The 18,271-nt window shown below is 52.4% G+C and carries 25 protein-coding genes; 12 read left to right on the forward strand and 13 right to left on the reverse strand.

Features of this window, described 5'->3' with window-relative positions:
- On the forward strand, positions 1-510 hold the full coding sequence (locus tag NTE_RS06820; RefSeq protein ID WP_148700338.1) for a cupin domain-containing protein: 510 nt from the start codon (positions 1-3) through the stop codon (positions 508-510).
- Here the strand turns inward: NTE_RS06820 and NTE_RS06825 are convergent.
- From NTE_RS06825 to NTE_RS16475, 4 genes are all read right to left on the reverse strand, one after another.
- Positions 507-827, reverse strand: a complete 321-nt coding sequence (locus NTE_RS06825) for a hypothetical protein (RefSeq protein ID WP_148700339.1) — start codon at positions 825-827, stop codon at positions 507-509. The genes NTE_RS06820 and NTE_RS06825 overlap by 4 nt on opposite strands.
- 59 nt (positions 828-886) lie before the next feature.
- Positions 887-1,030 (reverse strand): hypothetical protein, encoded by a 144-nt coding sequence (locus tag NTE_RS16470; protein ID WP_158385225.1) that lies wholly within the window; start codon positions 1,028-1,030, stop codon positions 887-889.
- An 89-nt stretch (positions 1,031-1,119) separates the two neighbouring features.
- Positions 1,120-2,955: a DNA polymerase IV gene (gene dinB / locus NTE_RS06830; RefSeq protein ID WP_148700340.1), complete on the reverse strand. Its 1,836-nt coding sequence runs from the start codon at positions 2,953-2,955 to the stop codon at positions 1,120-1,122.
- 68 nt (positions 2,956-3,023) lie between these two features.
- The gene (locus NTE_RS16475) at positions 3,024-3,179 is read right to left on the reverse strand and encodes a hypothetical protein (protein WP_158385227.1); all 156 of its coding nucleotides are present in this window, start codon (positions 3,177-3,179) and stop codon (positions 3,024-3,026) included.
- A gap of 96 nt (positions 3,180-3,275) precedes the next feature.
- Between NTE_RS16475 and NTE_RS06835 the strand changes: the two genes are divergently transcribed.
- A complete protein-coding gene (locus NTE_RS06835) occupies positions 3,276-3,764 on the forward strand; it encodes a peptidylprolyl isomerase (RefSeq protein ID WP_148700341.1) in 489 nt (162 codons plus the stop codon).
- Here NTE_RS06835 and NTE_RS06840 read toward each other — a convergent pair.
- The 3 genes from NTE_RS06840 to NTE_RS06850 all read right to left on the reverse strand — a co-directional run bounded on the left by NTE_RS06840 (position 3,761) and on the right by NTE_RS06850 (position 5,275).
- On the reverse strand, positions 3,761-4,351 hold the full coding sequence (locus tag NTE_RS06840) for a TetR/AcrR family transcriptional regulator (RefSeq protein ID WP_148700342.1): 591 nt from the start codon (positions 4,349-4,351) through the stop codon (positions 3,761-3,763). The genes NTE_RS06835 and NTE_RS06840 overlap by 4 nt on opposite strands.
- Before the next feature lie 225 nt (positions 4,352-4,576).
- Positions 4,577-5,071, reverse strand: coding sequence for a ribonuclease HI (rnhA, locus tag NTE_RS06845; protein ID WP_148700343.1), 495 nt, complete (start codon positions 5,069-5,071; stop codon positions 4,577-4,579).
- Between the two features lie 15 nt (positions 5,072-5,086).
- Positions 5,087-5,275: a hypothetical protein gene (locus NTE_RS06850; RefSeq protein WP_148700344.1), complete on the reverse strand. Its 189-nt coding sequence runs from the start codon at positions 5,273-5,275 to the stop codon at positions 5,087-5,089.
- A gap of 795 nt (positions 5,276-6,070) precedes the next feature.
- On the opposite strand from NTE_RS06850, the gene NTE_RS06855 reads away from it, so the two are divergent.
- Complete coding sequence (locus NTE_RS06855) at positions 6,071-6,625, forward strand: cupin domain-containing protein (RefSeq protein WP_148700345.1); 555 nt, start codon at positions 6,071-6,073, stop codon at positions 6,623-6,625.
- A 414-nt stretch (positions 6,626-7,039) separates the two neighbouring features.
- Positions 7,040-7,186, forward strand: a complete 147-nt coding sequence (locus NTE_RS16480) for a hypothetical protein (protein WP_158385229.1) — start codon at positions 7,040-7,042, stop codon at positions 7,184-7,186.
- A gap of 45 nt (positions 7,187-7,231) precedes the next feature.
- Here NTE_RS16480 and NTE_RS06860 read toward each other — a convergent pair whose 3' ends face one another.
- On the reverse strand, positions 7,232-8,062 hold the full coding sequence (locus NTE_RS06860) for an SIMPL domain-containing protein (RefSeq protein WP_148700346.1): 831 nt from the start codon (positions 8,060-8,062) through the stop codon (positions 7,232-7,234).
- Between the two features lie 300 nt (positions 8,063-8,362).
- Between NTE_RS06860 and NTE_RS06865 the strand changes: the two genes are divergently transcribed.
- The 3 genes from NTE_RS06865 to NTE_RS06875 all read left to right on the forward strand — a co-directional run bounded on the left by NTE_RS06865 (position 8,363) and on the right by NTE_RS06875 (position 12,488).
- A complete protein-coding gene (locus tag NTE_RS06865; protein ID WP_148700347.1) occupies positions 8,363-10,684 on the forward strand; it encodes a beta-propeller domain-containing protein in 2,322 nt (773 codons plus the stop codon).
- Between the two features lie 153 nt (positions 10,685-10,837).
- Positions 10,838-12,007 (forward strand): RMD1 family protein, encoded by a 1,170-nt coding sequence (locus NTE_RS06870; RefSeq protein ID WP_148700348.1) that lies wholly within the window; start codon positions 10,838-10,840, stop codon positions 12,005-12,007.
- Positions 12,008-12,062: 55 nt separating this feature from the next.
- Positions 12,063-12,488, forward strand: a complete 426-nt coding sequence (locus NTE_RS06875; protein ID WP_148700349.1) for a hypothetical protein — start codon at positions 12,063-12,065, stop codon at positions 12,486-12,488.
- Positions 12,489-12,613: 125 nt separating this feature from the next.
- Here the strand turns inward: NTE_RS06875 and NTE_RS06880 are convergent, their stop codons facing one another.
- Complete coding sequence (locus tag NTE_RS06880; RefSeq protein ID WP_148700350.1) at positions 12,614-13,294, reverse strand: cupredoxin domain-containing protein; 681 nt, start codon at positions 13,292-13,294, stop codon at positions 12,614-12,616.
- A gap of 31 nt (positions 13,295-13,325) precedes the next feature.
- On the reverse strand, positions 13,326-13,502 hold the full coding sequence (locus NTE_RS16485) for a hypothetical protein (RefSeq protein WP_158385231.1): 177 nt from the start codon (positions 13,500-13,502) through the stop codon (positions 13,326-13,328).
- 253 nt (positions 13,503-13,755) lie between these two features.
- On the opposite strand from NTE_RS16485, the gene NTE_RS17315 reads away from it, so the two are divergent.
- Positions 13,756-13,884: a hypothetical protein gene (locus NTE_RS17315; protein WP_264357944.1), complete on the forward strand. Its 129-nt coding sequence runs from the start codon at positions 13,756-13,758 to the stop codon at positions 13,882-13,884.
- Here the strand turns inward: NTE_RS17315 and NTE_RS06885 are convergent.
- From NTE_RS06885 to NTE_RS06895, 3 genes are read right to left on the reverse strand one after another with little or no spacing between them, the layout of a single operon-like run.
- Positions 13,881-14,225, reverse strand: a complete 345-nt coding sequence (locus NTE_RS06885) for a hypothetical protein (protein ID WP_148700351.1) — start codon at positions 14,223-14,225, stop codon at positions 13,881-13,883. The genes NTE_RS17315 and NTE_RS06885 overlap by 4 nt on opposite strands.
- A 48-nt stretch (positions 14,226-14,273) precedes the next feature.
- Positions 14,274-14,501 (reverse strand): hypothetical protein, encoded by a 228-nt coding sequence (locus tag NTE_RS06890; protein ID WP_148700352.1) that lies wholly within the window; start codon positions 14,499-14,501, stop codon positions 14,274-14,276.
- Between the two features lie 30 nt (positions 14,502-14,531).
- Entirely contained in the window at positions 14,532-15,770 is a 1,239-nt protein-coding gene (locus NTE_RS06895) for a FlgD immunoglobulin-like domain containing protein (RefSeq protein ID WP_148700353.1), read from the reverse strand.
- A 74-nt stretch (positions 15,771-15,844) separates the two neighbouring features.
- Here NTE_RS06895 and NTE_RS06900 point away from each other — a divergent pair, with 74 nt between their 5' ends.
- From NTE_RS06900 to NTE_RS06915, 4 genes are read left to right on the forward strand one after another with little or no spacing between them, the layout of a single operon-like run.
- Positions 15,845-16,786, forward strand: a complete 942-nt coding sequence (locus NTE_RS06900; protein WP_148700354.1) for a DNA-methyltransferase — start codon at positions 15,845-15,847, stop codon at positions 16,784-16,786.
- A 13-nt stretch (positions 16,787-16,799) separates the two neighbouring features.
- Complete coding sequence (locus NTE_RS06905) at positions 16,800-17,126, forward strand: hypothetical protein (protein WP_148700355.1); 327 nt, start codon at positions 16,800-16,802, stop codon at positions 17,124-17,126.
- A 5-nt stretch (positions 17,127-17,131) separates the two neighbouring features.
- A complete protein-coding gene (locus tag NTE_RS06910) occupies positions 17,132-17,500 on the forward strand; it encodes a hypothetical protein (protein WP_148700356.1) in 369 nt (122 codons plus the stop codon).
- Between the two features lie 40 nt (positions 17,501-17,540).
- Positions 17,541-18,269, forward strand: coding sequence for an NAD(P)H-hydrate epimerase (locus NTE_RS06915; RefSeq protein ID WP_148700357.1), 729 nt, complete (start codon positions 17,541-17,543; stop codon positions 18,267-18,269).
- The last annotated feature ends 2 nt before the right edge of the window (positions 18,270-18,271 follow it).

An 18,271-nucleotide genomic window follows, 5' to 3' on the forward strand; every position in this document is an offset into this window, starting at 1 on the left:
ATGATTAGAGCTCCAGAAATAACGGCATTAAGAGAAGAAGAAGAGCAACGCAGTGCGCGAAAATACATCTTCAAGCCGTCAATCCGGCCTGCCTCTGAGCTCAAAGGGCACAAAGACGGTCAGGGAACAAGATATGTGTTTGTGGATAGCAAGCTGGTGCCTGCCGCAAACTTTTACACTATTGTACGGGTCGTCAAGAATGTTAAAGAAGACAAGATTAGCCACGTAGACATTCACAAGCATGATTGCGACAGTGCTTTCATCTTTCTTGGCGATTCGCCCAATTTTGAAGGGTTGACCTGCGAGGTGATGCTGGATGATGAAACATTTACGGTTCAAAGCCCTGCAACGGTGTACATTCCTGCTGGGGTGATGCACACATACAGGTTCATCAGCGGATCCGGGATGTACTGGAACATTGTTTTGTCCGGCGACTATAACTCGAGGACTATGCTGCAGCAGCAATCCATCCCGTTTGCTGCTGGGCGGAAGGAGATTATTCAGCCCTAGAATCCCGCCTTTTTCATCTTGGATCCGCAGTTTGGGCACGACACCTTGTTGTGCTTGGTGCCGCAGTTTATGCAGTAATAGTGGACGCCGCCCTCATTCTTTTGGTCAAAGGGGTTTCTAAACAGCGAGCCCTGCTGCCGTCCAATCTGCTTCATAAAGCGGTATCTGCGGTAGTACGCAATGCCAAAGATGACTGGCAGTAGCACCATGAGCGAGTATGGAAAGTCGATGAACATGGTGATTACGATGCTTATTGCAAAGTAGATTCCAAGCCAGAGGATCTGCTGGTACAGGAACCGCTTTGCGCTTGCGTCCATACTTGTCTATATAGATACTCGCACCTGCTACATATATTCTGCGAGCCAGGTTTTATGGCTTAGCCTTCCGGAGCAAGGTGGCACATGATGTGACCGAGGAGCTTTTCATGCATGTGCGCGTCCTCGTCTGACAGGAAAACTGTGCTGCAGCGCTCGCAGTAAAACAGCCTGTCCTGAAGCAGTGTTCCGGAATCCTGTTCCATAATAATGACAGTGGTGTGTCGCAGGATTGTAGCTATAAACGCTGTGGGTTGACATTGTAGACGCGCCGCGGAAAATGCGTTCACCCTACTTACTGTTCTTCTTCCTCCTCCACAAAGTCAAGGAGCGTCCGCTGCGCCTCATGCCTTCCGGGGTGGGCCAGGTTGGTGACGCGCAGGCCGACCTTTCTTACCGGCGCGTCAAGGTCGAACCTGTCGACCAGCTGCGGAATTGCCGCAAGGATGCTCTCGCGCCTTTGCTGCGGGCCCTGGTACGACATCTCCCTCGTCTCGACGGAAAAGTCGGACTTTACTATTTTTACCCCCACCGTACGGAACAGGTAGCCTCTGCCTGCCACCCTGTCGTACAGCTCGTCACAGAGGGCGGTCAGCTCGGCAAGGACTTGCTTTCTGTCCTTCGCATACACCTCCAGGCTGTGCTCGGTGCTTATCGAGACATGGTCCTCCCTTGGCACTACAGGATCGCTGTCTGCGCCCGTTGCCACCTGCCACATCCACAGGCCGTTTCTGCCAAAGCGCGACGTCAGCTTTTGCACGTCGCACGCCGCAAGCTGGCCTATGGTGGCAATCCCTATCTTTTTCAGCTCCTGCTGGGTCTTGGGGCCGATGCCGGAGATCCTGCCAACCTCAAGGGGCGCAAGGAAATCCTGCAGCCTGTCTGGGTAGACCACGGTGACCCCGTCAGGCTTTTTGAAATCTGATGCTATCTTGGCCGCCGACTTGGACGGCGCGACCCCTATTGAGACTGACAGGCCGCACCTTTCCCTTATCGCCCTCTTGACGGACGATGCATACTCGTAAGGGCTTGCGTCGCCGGCGGCCTTTGAAGTGCAGTCCAAAAACGCCTCGTCGATGCTCGCCTGCTCTATCACGTCTGCAAACCCTGAAAGGACCTCCATCACCTTCTCGGATACCTGCTTGTAGTACGCAATGTCCACTGGCCGAAGCTCCATGTCGGGGCACAGAGCTATTGCCCTTGCAAGCGGCATGGCCGACCTGACGCCAAACCTGCGCGCCTCGTACGAGCAGGACGATACCACTCCCCGCGTTATCTTGCCAGCGGGCTGGTCGGTCATTATCACGGCGTGCGGCCTGCCCTTGAGGGCCGGCTCGCGTAACTCCTCGCAGGAAGGGTAAAAGGCGTTGAGGTCGACGCAGAGCACCATCCTGCTGCCGGCTGACCATCTTGGTGCAGGCACGGGCAGGGCAGGCGCAGGCATGGGGCCTGCATACTTGCGCTCCGGCAGGCCGAGGTGCCTGAGCGCGGCGTTTGCGCCCTGCGGGCTGTCTGCGATTATTATCGACATGTCGACCTGGCTTTCTTCTTGCCCTGCTTCTTTGAGGGCGATTTCAAGCTCGGCCTTCCAGTTGCCGCCGTCGCCGGCAAGCCTCAGAAAGATGAAATCTGACGTGATGGCCGCCCGTGCATTCATGCCGCTCCTCCAGTACATGGAAGCGCCGTGCTTTCTCAGGATGTTGTACGTGGTATCCTGAAACCACGAAGGGTGGGCAAAGTCAAGGATTGCCGAATAGCCGTGGTATGTGCATGTGGCAAGCACTCTTTCCAGCCATTTCTGTCCGTCCTGAAGCGCAAGACCCCGTGGCGCCCTAATTACTACTGCAAGCGTCTTTTCCTCTATCGGCCTAAAAGCTTCAAGCAGGTTTGAAAGCGCGCTACCCTCTTCTACTATAGTAGTGGTGGCCTGCTCTGGTATCCTGACCACAAAGCGAAAGCCTTCCGGCGTCTCGCGCGCCCACCTCCAGAACGAGTGCTCGTAGGTGGCCGGTACGCCCACCTCGACGACGTCAAACACCCGGGAATAATGAGAAAGGTACTCCTTTGGCGCAAGCGCCTGCGGGTAAAAGTTGCCAAACCTCCATCCCGCGCACCCTACGAAATGCCTCAAGTGCAGAGGAGCTTGCTCCGGCCCTTATAACGTGGGAGACACTTCCGGGAGAGGGGGAGAGGTGCTTCTCAAGCAGCGCCTGCTTTTGCTGCCTTCTCTGCATACTCGATTGCAGGGTGGCACGAGTAGCAGTAGCTGCACCGGATGCACGAGTATGCTGTGCGTTTGCCGCACCACTTGCATTCGCTATACCTTGGCTTTAACGGCGAGAGGTACTCGTGCATCTATGTACGTTAGATGATTGTCGATTCAGGTACATGACCTTTACTCTCATGCAGATTCAAATACCTGCCAGTGGCAACCACTGCCGTAATAATATCATGCCAACTGCCAAGATTCAGACAAAACACGGCGACATCGCTATCGAGTTCTTTCCGGACGTTGCGCCAAAGCACGTCGAGAATTTCAAAAAGCTTGCCTCAAGCGGCTTTTTTGACGGCACGCTGTTCCACAGGATAGTGCCAGGGTTTGTAATCCAGGGGGGCGACCCGCTGACAAAGAATGCGACAAACAAGGGCCGGTGGGGAACCGGCGGCCCCGGATGGAACGTAAAAGCCGAGTTCAACAAGACCAAGCACTCGCGGGGAGTGCTGTCGATGGCCCGGGCAATGGATCCAAACAGCGCCGGCTCGCAGTTCTTTATCGTCCTGAAAGACTCGAACTTTCTTGACGGCCAGTACACCGTCTTTGGCAAGGTGACATCGGGGATGGACGTTGTCGACAAGATTGCCGCCCTGAAGACAGACGCAAACGACGCTCCGGCAGACCCCGAGCAGGCAAGGATGACAAAAGTCACGTACAGTGACTAGCTGGAGCCGGCGATGACTGCCTTGAGCATCGCCACCCATGCTTTTTTGTTCACAGAATCGTTCAAGCCTAACATCCTGTTCACGGCAAGGCCGTCATAAAGCGCGACGAGCGCTATTGCGATGCCGGCAACATCTACGTCCTTTCTGATGAATCCTTCCTCAACCTTCTTTTTGAGACCTTCTAGGACATGCTCGTGAACCTTGAGGTGGTATTCGTACATTGCTTTTTTGAGCCGGGGGTTCCGGGTGGACTCTACTACCATCTCTAGCATCACCCTGTCGTTTCCGCGCTCGCGCCGGCGTATGTTGTCAAAGATTTCCTCGGCGTCAGAGGCGGCATTTTCCTTCTTTGTGAACAGGTGTGCGTCATGCTTGTCGCCTGCCTTCAGGCTCATCTCGCAGACTCCAAGAAAAAGGTCCTCCTTGCTCTTGAAGTACAGGTACAGAGTGCCCTTGCTCAGGCCCAGCCGGCGTGAAATGTCGTCCATCTTGGTCTTGTCATAGCCGGTCTGCGAAAAGCTCTCAATCGCTGCCTGGACTATTCTGTCGCGCACTTCTGCCTTGTGAGCGCTTGTCACCTTGGGCATTCTCTCTCAAGCTCCCTCCCAGACGTTCCCAGTAGTTGTTGCCGGCGGGGGCTAATAAGCATACTGACTGGCCAGTCATTTTTTTGCTAAAAGATGCGAAAAGTCTGGACGATATCTGGAAGGATGGTTTTAACAATAACTATGAGAGTCGCAGCGGCCGTCTTTTGGTGCCAGTAGTTCTCTGCTTTGGAGCGCGGCTTGCCAGTTCAGAGAGCAACGCTCCTCTTATTTTATCATGTCAAGAAGGCCGGGATTTTCCAGCAGCGCGTTGTTGTACGCCCTCTCGCTCAGTTTGTCGGCCTCGCTGTTTTGCTCGCGGGGGACCCACGTTATAGAGATGTCGGCAAACTTTTTTCTCAACAACGCGGCTCTTTGAAAGAGGGGGATTATCTGCTTGTGTTTTACACGAAACTCGCCGCTCATCTGCTTGACCACCAGCTGCGAATCGCCCTTTACCTCCACCTTGCGAGAAGCGTGGCCGTTTTCGTCAAGCCATTCCAGCGCCCTTATCAAGGCGGTGTATTCGGCAACGTTGTTTGTGGACTGTGCAGACGGCTCCGCTGCAATTCCAGAATCGCTGTGCAAGAGCCTGCCGCTGCCCTTTTCCTTGATGATGTAAGCATAGCACGCGATGCCGCCCGGGTTTTTGGGCAGGCAAAGGCCGTCAAAATGCACCTCGATGACAATATTATCTGTAGTAGTAGTCTTGCTCACGGGCATTGCTCGCATATGTTGTTACGCAGGCCTAATTATCACTATATCGCCGGTCAAGTCGTCGAGCCTATCCTTGGCGGCGTTTGTCACGTTTTCTATGACAGGGTTGTCGCCTATCTTTTTGGCGCCTTGGATTATGCCTGAAAAGAAGGTCTGCCACCCAAGGCCGATAATTGCAAGGACTACTATTCCCACTACTATCCATGTCAATAGTCCCATATACTGAAAATGCACAAAAACGGTATTAAGAATTCAGGAAAAAGGTTCTGTAAGTATCAGCCAAGTCAAGACAGAAACGAACATTGCAGAGCTCTCAAAAGATATGCTGTTTTTGTCTAACGAGGCTTGACCGCCACGTCTAGTCTCATTTCGTCGACCCTCATTGCATGTGGCCCTCCACTCGTGATGTCAGAAACCACGTATGCGCCGGTATCAGTTTTGCATGTGTGGTTCAAATGATTTTCTGACTGCCAAGGAGAATGACGACCGCCGATCTCCTTCATTTTGCTAGGGGAGAAGACGGCGGTACGAAAGAGATCAGGGGGAACTGGCGATCCCAGAACAATACCGCCAGCCCGCTTCTGACCCCGATTAGACTTCTGGAGGTGAAGGTTGTGGAATTGCGTACCTTCTGCCCTAGTCTTTCTTATTATTCATTAAAACCATTGCGTGTACAATGTACCCTTTTTATTGCAGAAAAAATGCACAGCATTCAGAATATTGGTTTTTCACGACATAATCTCGTCTGAAAACTACCAAACAAGCTTGAAAAGAACAAACAAACTCTGGCTGCGTCGTGTCCGGAACAAGCAACGAATTAAACTGTAATTTTGTTGCATAAACTTTTGGTTCTGCAAACTTGGCAATATTCAAGGTAAGGTCAAAGCGATCAGGTAGACCATCCTTATTTCTATCGATAGTCAATGGAATCCGCAACGTACAACTTTGATAGAATCGCGTTTCCATACATTATTAATTGGAGATGCTAATTTGTCCAATTGCAGAATGTCCAAAAAAACAAACGTACCGGAGCAGCCGGCTTCCGCAACCCTGCCGGCCGACAATCTGGAACGCAATCTTGCCGTTGCACAACCAAACACCAATCAGAAACTTCCTCACATTGGAGTGGTTGGAGATACGTACACCATCCTTCTCACTGGTAAAGACACGGGAGGCCGCTTTTGCCTTATTGACATGCATATACCCCCGGGTGGCGGGCCACCTCCACACCGTCACGACTTTGAAGAAACTTTCATCATGCTTGAAGGCGAACTTGAGGCTACCTTCCGCGGCACGAAACGCGCCGTGCGCGCGGGTGAGACGATCAACATCCCGGCAAACGCGCCGCATCAGTTTCGCAACTCATCCTCTCAGCCCGTAAGAATGCTTTGCATCTGTTCACCGCCTGGTCAGGAGGATTTCTTCATGGAGGTTGGCGTACCGGTCGCAACCCGCACAACGCCTCCACCTATGCTTGACGAAGCGGCGCAAGCAGAATTCAGAGCAAAGGCCGCTGCACTTGCTCCAAAGTATCGAACAGAGCTACTCCAACACGCCTGACGGAACGACGGTACTCCTCGGCAGTTTCATGTTGTAGTGGTTCTTCTTCCCCTCAGAGTCATCTATGTAATCTTCATAACCTACATAGCTCTACAGTTTACGATAACATCGTGTTTCTGTGAGTAAACAGGGGATTTCCGTTTTTTTCCCTGTTGTCAGTGTTAGAAATGTTTTCCTGCATTTGTTACCGTAGCATTGAGGATAAGAGTATCAAACTTGATGTGAATTGATTTTGCATCTGATCCTTAATATGCTCAGGTATTCCGCCATAATCAATTTCAAGTTATGACAAGCCAATTCAATATGACCAGAGACTGGTGCGCTTTTCTGTAACTTTGTTGTGAAATATAATATAGCTAGAGGTAAACTTGGCATCTGTCGATACCTTTTCTTTGCATCATGCGACTATTGCCGATGGCCGTCTCCGGCTACCGGCATACTGACAAGAGCAGGCAAGAGCTGATAGAAGAGATAGCGAGGCTGAAGGAAAAACTAAAGGCAAAAGATGAGGAAATAGGACTTCTCAAGAAAAGGCTTGCGCTTTACAAGACGTTGAAATGACAAGAAAAGAAAAAAAGAAGGAGGGGACTGCTGTCCCTTTCTGCCTTAACCCATCGTGAAGACGACTTGGACGTTCAGCGTGACCTGCTGCTGGCCCGGAACTATCGGGGTTGTCGGCGCTCCGCCCACGGCTGCATTGGCAAAGTCCTTGTAGATGACCGGGAAGTAGATGTCGTTGAGGCTTATCGACTGGACGCCTGTAACGTTCGTGTCTACTGCGCTTGCGGCCTTGTCCGCACGGTTCCTTGCGTTGTCGATTGCCTTCTCGATGAGGCTGTCGCGGATCTCTTGTTGCTTTGCGTCAGAGATAAAGAAGTATGCGCCGTTCACGTTGTTCGCACCTGCGCCTACTGCTGTGTCGATTATCTTGCCGACGTCAGAGCTTGCGTCAACCGTCACTGTGACAGAGTTGACTGCCCTGTAGCCGGTGATCTCGCTCTTTGGCTTGCATTCTGGGGGCTGCGGGTAGATTTCAATGCATACAGGGCTTACCGTGTCGTACACCGGGAAGATGCTGTAGTAGCTTGTGGCAATCTGGCTGTCGGTGATGCCCAGCGCCTTGAGTGCGTCAATCACCTTCTGCATCAGCTTGGCGTTTGCGGCCGCTGCTTCTGCAGCAGTCGTGCTGTTTGTCTCGACGCCTATGGTCACGCTGACTTTGTCAGGAGTGACATTGGTGCTTGCGGTGCCCGTAGTGCTCACGGTCGGCTTGCTGTTGTTGTTATTGCCGTTGCCATTGTTCTGCGTTGGCTGCTGTTGCGCAGCTGCCGTTGTCATTGACTGGCCGCCAAGTATGCTGGCTGCCACAAGGCCGATTGCAAGTATGCCTGCAATCAGCACAAGATTGCGGTTATTCTTCATGTTCTGATATGACATGACGTTCTATATTGCAGGGGCTTGATAACTAAGCCTAGGTTTCAGAACGCGTTTCAAGTGCCTGTTCTGCGTTTCAGAACGGCCATTTTATAGTCAGTTGACGAGCTATCTAGCAGGCAGTTTTTTGTAAATATTATATTGCAAATTATAAAAAATACCTATCTTGACAAAAGGATACGTCATCTGTCGAAGTTAACCATAAAATGTGGAACGCGGGCGCCAAAAGGGGTGTTCTAAAGTGTAGAATTAAGATGGATCGGTTGGTTAATAATGATGGTAGAGAGGTTCAGAAAATAGAAAATGGCACGTTACTCGATGTATGGGATGGCTGGCATTGGAATCGCTGCCGCCATCGGCTTTGTGCTTATACTGGGGTCTATCGGAGGCAACATTGCCGCCAAGGGGCCCGGCTCGCCGGCTTTTATGGGTGGAAACGGCACTACTACTGGTGGCGGCGCTCCTGCCGTCCTTACCATGGCATCGAGCCAGAACATCGCCAAGTTCTCCTCTCTTGATGAGTTGCGGGCGTTTCTGGCAAACGTCGAAGCCGGCCGCAACGCGTTTTCGACTGCCCTAACTGGGATACCAGGTAGTTTTGAAGCTTATCAAGTTCGCCTTGGCGTAACCGATTCTGACGTGCGCCCTACACCTCCTTCAACTCTTGAGGGAGGTACGACCTCTGCACCTTCCATGTCTGGCAAGGCTCTCACAACAAATGAAAACAGCCAGAATGCCAATGTGTTCTCTAGCACCAACAACCAAGTGGCCGGCGTCGACGAGCCTGACTTTGTAAAAAACGACGGCAAGTACGCATATGTCTTGTCGGGCGATAAGCTGACGATATCTGACGTGTACCCTCCGGAGAATGCCACCATAGTTTCCAAGATAGGTCTTGACATCAAGGGCGGCCAGTACCTGCAAGAGATGATCCTGAACAACGACACGCTTGTTGTGTTTTACACCGAATACGCGCAGGATTATGTCATCCCGCAGTACGAGTTTGCGCCGCAGCCAATATCTGCGCCCAAGACACACGCCCTCTTGCTTGACGTATCTGACAGGGCAAACCCCAAGACGGTCCACGACTATGTCGTAAGCGGCTCGTACGACGACGCCAGGATGATAGGCGACCGCGTGTACCTTGTCACGACAAGCGACCTGTACAGCTACCGCCAGCCGCTTGTGCCAAAGATAACAGAATCGTCAAGGACCGTTGTTGCGCCTGACATCTATTACTTCCAGAACCCTGAGCCGTACTACAACTTTAACACAGTGACATCGATTGATCTCGCAAACAAGGATGACGACATCATCGATTCCAAGACGTTCATGATGAACCCCTCGTCGACCCTGTACGTGTCGCAGGACAACATCTACATCGCCTACCAGAAATACCTGCCGTACAACTATTACGAGCAGTCAAGCCGCGACAGGTTCTTTGCAGCGGTGGTCCCGCTCCTGCCGCAGGACGCGCAGGACAAGATAAAGGCGGTGGACTCGGATGTGTCGATACCTGCATCTGACAAGTGGGACAGGATTGCTACAATCCTTGAAGACACGTACAACGGCATGGGCGAGTCTGAAAAGAAGCAATTGTTTGAAAAAATCCAAAAGTCGCTTGCCGACTATGACTCGCAGGCGCAAAAGGACGCGACAAAGACAGTGATACACAGGATAGCAATCGGGCCAAACGGCGAAATAGACTACAAGGCAAGGGGCGAGGTCCCCGGCAGGCTGCTGAACCAGTTCTCGATGGACGAGAGCGGGAACAGGTTCAGGGTTGCAACCACGGTCGAGTACTACTCACCCTATGCGCAGGGCCTTTACAGCAACGTCTACGTGCTTGACAAAGAAGACATGCAGACGGTGGGCAAGCTTGAAAAGATACAGCCGGGCGAGACAATGTACTCGACGCGCTTTATTGGCGACAGGCTGTACCTCGTGACGTTCCAGAGGGTGGACCCGTTCTTTGTGATCGACCTTTCGCAGGACACGCCAAAGGTCCTTGGCGCGCTAAAGCTGCCCGGATACTCGACGTACCTGCACCCGTACGACGAGGACCACGTAATAGGCATAGGCAAGGACACAAAGGACAACGGCTACGGCGGCGTCGTGCCGACTGGAGTAAAGCTGGCCCTCTTTGACGTGTCTGATGTTGCAAACCCCAAGCTGGCCGGCGAATACACGATACCGGGGCAGGGCACCGACTCGGAAGTGCTGTTTGAACACAAGGCGCTGCTGTTCAGCAAGGAAAAACCAAACGTGCTTTCGATACCTGTTACGAAATACGATGCAGAGAACCAGTACGCGCCTGACGGGCGCTACATCCCTCCAAAGGTGTGGCGCGGGTTCTACGTCTTTGGCACAAGCCCTGATTCGGGAATCATGCTAAAAGGAACCGTGGAGCACTCTAGCAACGTGACCGACTCGTACTATTACTATGGTGGCGCTCAGGTAAGCAGGTCGTTCTACATTGGCAACGTGCTATACACCGTGTCAGCAGGCAACCTGATCAAGATGAATGACATCAACAACAACCTTGCGGACCTTGGGCAGCTGCAGATAGGGAGCACGGGCGACGTGATCAAGTACCCCGTGCCCCTTGACGCGCAACCAAAGTGACATCGCGCTGGCAATTATTTTTTATTTATCAAGCCTGCCAGACCTCTCTTTTTTCTCTCTACGATGATTTCTATTATATAGTCAGAGACACATTCAAAAAACATCAAAATTTCTTTTATACGATCAAGCGGTATCTGTACAGAGAGGCTTTTTATGATAATCCAGGAAGGCGAGCTGGCCTTTCTCTATGTCTCTGACATTGGAGGCGAGATCCAGCCAAAGGATCTTGAGAACAGGCTAGGAGAATACGGGAAAACATGCCGGGAAAAGGTTCCGGGATCCTCTTGGATAGAGGATGGCATCAGGATTGTGGCCAAGGACGCAATAGAGATTTTTGGAGTAAAGTCCTGCGTGGAGATCAAGGTCTTTTCCATAGGAGGAATCCTCGTCAGGATAAACGTGCCAGTAAAGAACAAGGATTTTGCCCAGATGCTGGAGATTATTTCAAGGGCAGAAGATGATGTCCGTGGCAGGGCTGTAGTGGCAGTGACAACGGAGGGCGCCCAATCCTCCTCTCCTTCATCCTCCTCCTCCTCCTCCTCCTCTGCTGCTACCACAATGGCAGACTATGCGAGAAACCTTGCCGAGAGGGTAAGAGAAGACATCAAGCCCTTCATAACAAGCCCGTACGCCAGCGTAGACTATGAAGAAAGATACAGGGTTATCCTAGTCAGAGAGGGCGACAGGGACGTCATAGAGAAAAGCAAGAAGGAGCTAGTCGGCCTGATAAAAAAAGAGCCCTTTGACAAGCTCTGCATGGAAGAGGTGGACGAGATATTTGACAACAACCGTTACGCGTACAGGGACAACCTGTTTATCGCAGACATCAGGGGGGCGTTTGGTTTTGTGAAAAACATGGATGCCTTTCCTGTGTCAAGGGCGGCAGAGCTTTATCTCCTCCAAAAGCTCCAGCTTCGGGTCTACGACTCGCTCCTTGACGACATGCTTGGCAAGTCCTACGACATACTTGCGAAGGCCGAGTTCAAGGCCGACCGCGAGCTGGGCGAGAGGATAAACGACATCCATCTGATGAGGCTTGAGCTTTTAGAGATAGTCTCGGCCATGAAGGTCGCAAGAGGGAGCCCACGGGCCAGAATATTCTCTTCATTGTGCGAGACTCTGGGCGAGGTGTTTGAATTGCAAGACCTGGTCGATTCCGTGACGAGAAAACTTGACAGGCTGGGGGAAATCTATACGATGGTTTACGATTCCATGCAGAACACCCGGTTCATAAGGATGGACAGGACGATGTTGATGCTGGAAGCAATAATCGTCGTCCTGATAGCAATCGAAATAGTCCTCGTGCTGGCTGGAAAATTGTAATAATGCATTGTCGCAGTAAATGATTTTAGATAGCACATTCTACCACAGCCCGTATATGTCCATTACAGAAGGGGACTCGGAAATGACGCCGGCCACGATGACAGAAGCCGCCGGCGCTTTAGAGGAAGTGACTGAAACACGGGAACAGCAGCAACAACAACAGCAGCCGTCGATGCCTCTGCCAGAGCGCACCGTGACCAATGAGGAGGTCATGATAGCTCAGGCGCTTTCGAGGATAAAAAAGAACGCCAAGGTTCTTGAAAAGACCAACAAGATGCTCGGCCAAGTGCTTGACTCTCTCAAAAGGGCCGAAAAAGAAAGCGCAGGCCACGCAAGGCAGGTGGCGTCGCAGAACAAAAAACTCGCGTCGCAGATAGCGCAGCTGCAAAAGCGCGTTGCCAAGATCAAGAGCGCTCCAGCGGCAAAACCTGCCCGGAAAAAGAAGGCGGCCAAAGCCAAGGCCAAGCCAAAAAGGCGCTAGAAGAGAAGGCCGCCGTCAACTACAGCCGCACAAAAACTGCAGGCCCAAGAACTGATGTATTTTTCTTTATCTATCTTTTTTTCTCAAGAAAAATAGGAAAAAGGGCGTTGGCCCTAATTGGTTAGTTATTTGACCTGTACCTGGCCGGTCATCCACGGGTGCAGGATGCAGAGATAGTCGTACGTCCCTGCCTTCTCGAACTTGACCGTGAATGTGTCAATCGGTGGGAGTCCTTCTGGAGCCATGCCCTTTGGCCAGATAAAGCCAGAGTTGATGTACTGCTCGGTGCCGTTCATGGTGTAGTTGGCATTTGGCGGCATCGGCGTCACGGTGCCGTCGGATGCAATCGTGACAGGCAAATATGCCATTGCGTTTGCTCCTATCATCGCTGTGGTGCCGTTGGGTCCGGGGAGCGTTATTGGCGCCGAGTTGCCCGGCGCAAGCGGGGCGATGCCAGTCGAGTTGTTGACGACAAACGGAACGTCGAGGTTTGCACCTTGCGTCTGGTTCAGGACAAACGTCACGGTGTGCGGCTCGCCCACCCTTGTCGGGTTGACCCACGTGACGCTTTCACCTACCTTTATGGTGGCCTTGGCCGGGAAGAACTTTGTCAGTGGCGCAGTAGGTCCTCCTCCTCCCGCCATCACCTTGAACACGCCGTCCTTGTAGTCCATGAACTTCATGCTAGCTCCTACCGAATGTGCAACACTTTGGTCGTTTGCCGCCATTGTCGTTGCCGTGACGGTGCTTATTGCAAGCACCGCGCTGGCAGCTATGGCAAGCGCAATAATGAAGTACCTGTTCATTAGGCCATCTCGGGAAAGGATGTCTAAAAAGCTACCGCTTTAGGCTGGCGTTTTTTATCTCGCTCAGAAAGCCAAGAAAAGTTATCTGGTGCTCCTTGCCGCACTTGGCGCACACAAGCGTGCCGCTCTGGGCGTTCTGGCCGCCGACGACGCGGTCAGTGTACTCGATGAACTTGCCGCAGTCGCACTTGATCTTTTTAATTGCCACGCCAAGGCTGTTGTCGGCGCGGTATTATATTATTTTGTGCATTAGGCATCTGACGAATTGTATATTTGAGATACTAGGTTTCTTGCAAAATCCACATGAATACTAAAGATTCCACAATTTTACTTGCAAATATACAACAGCTCACACTTGGGCTGATATAACCTGCCGGCATACCCTTTCCAAAGAAGGATAAATGTACAACAAGCAATCATGCCGCGAGTGCGGCGCTTATTTGGTTCCCCATTCATTCTGCATGGGATGCCGCGAGCACGTAAGCTGGGAATGCGGCCAGTGCGGCAGGATAGACGACTATACCCACGTCCACGATTATTGCCGGGCAGTTTTCAAGCGCGAGATAGTGGTCGAGACGGTGCGGGGCTAGCTACCACCGCCTTCTGCTGTCTTCATGCGCTTGTCGTACGCCTCTATTATGCGCGTCAGCGCGTCGTCCTCTTCCTTTACTGCTGCAAGAAACTCTTCGTAATAGCCCCATTTTTTCACACGCTCGACCGTCTTTGCATAGTCACTGTTGTGCTCCTTTTCCATTGCGGCAACCTCTTTTGCAAGTGCGGGGTTGCCTGCCGACCTTATCAGCACCTGCTGGATTAGAAGGCGGTTGTACCTGCTTGAAGCAAAGTACCTGCGGTAGAGGTTCATCCTGTCTTCCCTGCTGTTGCCTGCCCTTTTGAGCTCCTCAAGCCGCAGCTGAAATGCTGTTATCATGACATGATGAAAGCATTGCCCTGTTGAATAAAAACACTATTTTTTCTTTCAACGCATCGGGATATAGTCGTCTCGCTCGGCTGCAAAGACCTGCTTTACCTCGGAGTATCCGCGTTCTTGCACAAACGTCCAGGTCTTGCCGCACACGACGCACGTTATGCGCTTTTCCTTTGCCGAGTATTCCAGCTCGTGGTGGCTGCAGCGCACCTGGTACTGCCGCTTGTACGCTTCCATTTCGCGCAGCGTGTCGATGTGCCTGGTCGAGTTTTCAGCCACGCCTGCAGGCACGCCTGCGCAAAATATAATCTACACGGACTTTATCTTGCCCCTGTAGCTCAGGTTTATCGAGTCGACGCCGGCAAGCTCTTTGGCCTTGGCAATGATGCCTGATATCCATTCGTCGTCAGACTCTATAGAGTTGGAAATGACGACGCCCATGTACCTGCTTGAACCTTGTTCGCCGGGGCCCATGTAATCCTCGACTGTCGCCTGGGGGTACTTTTGCTTGATGTCGTCGATGACAGGCGCGGCGTCTGGAGGCAGGTACAGCACCAGCCTTTTCTTCCTTTTACTGATGAGAAACGCCGCTGCACCTGCCGCTGCTGCGGCTATTGGCAAGACTACTATGGGCAACGATTCCATAAAGGGGATTTTTTCAAGGTCCTGCCTGCCGGGAAAGACTGACGAGCCTGCCACTTCGTCGCCGGCAACTACTATCTTGCCGTCTCCTCCGCTCGGCGCATTTCTTGTCCCTTGGTCGTTCCTTGCAGTGATATAGTAGGTGTACGTGCCTGACGGCGCGGCCTTGCCCTGCGAGTCTGTGCCGGTCCACTTTATCTGGTTCTCCCCTGCCGCCATTGCGCCTGCGAGGGTCGCCACCGTGCCGCCTGCCGCGTTCTCTATGTCGACCTTGTACGTGCCTGCCGAAGACGAGTGAAACTCTATTGCAACCGAGTCGTCCCTGTCCGAACGGAACGTCTTTTGCCCTGCTTCAAGAATAGTAAGCTGCGGCGGAGTTGGGGGCAGTATTGCCCCGGACAAAAGGGCGCGGTCGCGGATGCCGACTGATTCTTTTACGGCAACCACGCTTGGGCCCCTTGCCTTCTCTGTCACCAAGATTTGCTCAGAGATGGACCTGGATAATTTATGGACCGCCGGCACGAGGTTCTTGCGTATGGAATCCTTGATTGTCACTTTTGTGGCAATCGACCTGTGGGTAGGCTTTTCCACGCTCTTGGCAGTCGCATCCTTGATTGTTGTTTTGTCTGTGATGCTCTTTTTCATGGATAATTCCTTGGACGCCGCATCCGTGATGGCCAGGGTTTCAGATAGAGCGACGGTGAATTTTTTGTTGTTGCCGCTGCCAGGCTGCTGTGCATGTGCAGTCTGCAATAGCAGTGCCCATGAAAGGAGGATTGCAATTGCAAGTGCAGCCTTTGCTGCTAACGGCGATGATGGTGGTGGTAGTGGTATCGTCATCGGGCTCCCCGGTTCCCAGAGGAATTTCTCAATCCACTGGATAAAAGTCTCGTGAAACCCCGGCATAGAGACATCCTACATACGAAATAATCTTGATCAAGCATTATCTTTATAGCGCGGACGCGCGTCAAAGGCGCCTGATGGTGGCAGGCACAAAAAAGGCAAGGCGTGCGCCAACAAGCACAAGTGGCTTTGGAGTGTCGCGGCGGGAAAGCCACGACTCGTCGCAGTTCTACTCGCGCCGGCTGTACTCTGATGGCAATGATAACGGAAGCGACAGCAAACCTGAAGAAAAAGAAAACAACGTGCCTGCAAAAGCACTTGACAGGATATTCTGCAAGAGCAGCGAAAGCATGGACGAACTGCCTGACAAGAGTGTGCACCTTGCAGTCACGTCGCCTCCGTACAACGTGGGAAAAGAGTACGACGGCGACCTTACGATGGAGCAGTACCGCGGCCTCTTGAGGAGCGTCTTTTCCGAGCTTTACCGCGTGCTTGTGGACGGCGGGAGGGCGTGCATAAACGTGGCAAACCTTGGCCGCAAGCCGTACATACCGCTCCACAGCTACGTCATCCAGGACATGCTTGCGTGCGGGTTTCTGATGCGCGGCGAAGTGATATGGAACAAGGGCTCCAGCGCCGGCACATCTACTGCGTGGGGCAGCTGGCAGTCCGCGTCAAACCCCACTCTTCGCGACGTGCATGAATACGTGCTGGTGTTTTCCAAAGGGTCGTTTTCAAGGGACAAAAAGCCATCAGGCGTAAGCAACAACAAGAGCACGATATCAAAGGAAGAGTTTCTAGAGTACACGAAAAGCGTGTGGGAGTTTCAGGCCGAGTCTGCCAAGAAGGTGGGGCATCCCGCGCCCTTTCCGGTTGAGCTTCCGTACAGGTGCATCCAGCTGTACACGTTTGCCGGCGACGTTGTCCTGGACCCGTTCTGCGGCGTCGGCTCCTCCTGCATAGCCGCGCTAAAGGCAGGCCGGCACTTTGTGGGGTATGACACGAGCCAAGAGTACGTGCAGGCCGCGCAGGCAAGGCTGCGAACATTCATGCAACAAAAAGGAAATATTGCATCCTAGACATACCCATGGCGTGCCAGAACTGGTCTACCTGAAATACGAAGACCTTGACGACATGCTCAAGGTGATAATCTACTCGGCGCAGTCGATGCTGGGAGTGATCCCGATGCTCTACCACATCAACCACGCAGACAAGCACGTGCTCTTTATCCAGACGGGAACCATTGGAAACGCCACCATCCACTACTTCGTGCAAAATGAAAAGCCTCCAAAAAAATTCATCCAGCTCAAGAGGCTCTCTGGCGACTATGCCTACGTTGAAGGCATAGGCACCGACGCCCAGTCGCTTTACGTCCCCGTGCTAAAGCTTGTAAAGTCGACGCTTGAATTCCCGCTCTAAAAGACTTGAAGCGCAGAAAAATAAAGCCGGACAGAAAGGTCCGCCCGCGAAACGAGATAACGGGACAGGAAGTAGAGACGTTCCTTTCTGCGATCCGCGGTTTTGAGAATGGCCACTACCCCAAGCTTCGCGACCTGCGGACTCTCATTCCATCGATGGACCTGTACAAGATTAACGTGATCCTGAGGTACCTGGAGCGGTCAAAGGCCATAATCGTGGACAATGACGGCTATATCGTCTGGACAAGAAAAGATGCGCCGGACCAGCTGACCCTTGGCGACGTGGCAGACATCAGCGACGACCTAAAGAAATTCCTGGAAGAGAAAAAGCAAGAAGAAGGGGAGGCAGAAGAGGAAGAAGAAGGGCAAAGTTAGTTAGTTTTTATGTTGCCGTGAGGGATTGAATGCCCGAGAGATGAAGAAGAAAGGCAGGGCAACAACAAAAACGACTGCTGCAACAGCCATCACTTCGGACCAGATGTACAGCATAGAGGAAAATGGCCACAGCGAAATTGGAATGCGCCGGTTTTTGATGATGGAAAACGCCGGCCACGGTATCTCTGACTTTATCGCAGGCAAGTTCAAGAATTATAATCTAAAAAACAAGAAAATAGTCGCGGTGTGCGGCACTGGCAACAACGGAGGCGACGGCCTTGTCGCAGTGCGCCACCTTGCCGGCTATGGGGCCAAGGCGTCGGTGGTCCTGCTTGGAAGCCCGTCTGACATCAAGAGCGAGGAGGCCCGGCTCAATTGGGGCATAGTTGAAAAGATGGACTCTGTTGAAATCATATTTGGAAAAGAAGTTAGCGACGCGGTGCGAAAAAAGATCATGTCTGCCGACATCATCCTCGACGGCATATTTGGCACCGGCATAAAGCGCGAGATCAAAGAGCCCCATGCGTCAGCGATAGACGCTATTAATAATTCAAAGAAACAGGCGTACGTCCTTGCCATCGATATCCCTTCCGGCCTTGACCCAAACACCGGCTCTGTCTACAACGACAAGGCCGTCAGGGCCGACGCCACGATAACGTTTCATCGCATGAAAAAGGGGCTTGTGGCAAAAGGTGCCAGGAAATACACCGGGCCTGTATACGTCGAGCAGATAGGCATACCGCCCGAGGCGGAGCGTGGCGTCATTTGAAG

Origin of the sequence: Candidatus Nitrososphaera evergladensis SR1, assembly GCF_000730285.1 — an archaeon.
In the GTDB taxonomy this organism is placed as follows: domain Archaea; phylum Thermoproteota; class Nitrososphaeria; order Nitrososphaerales; family Nitrososphaeraceae; genus Nitrososphaera; species Nitrososphaera evergladensis.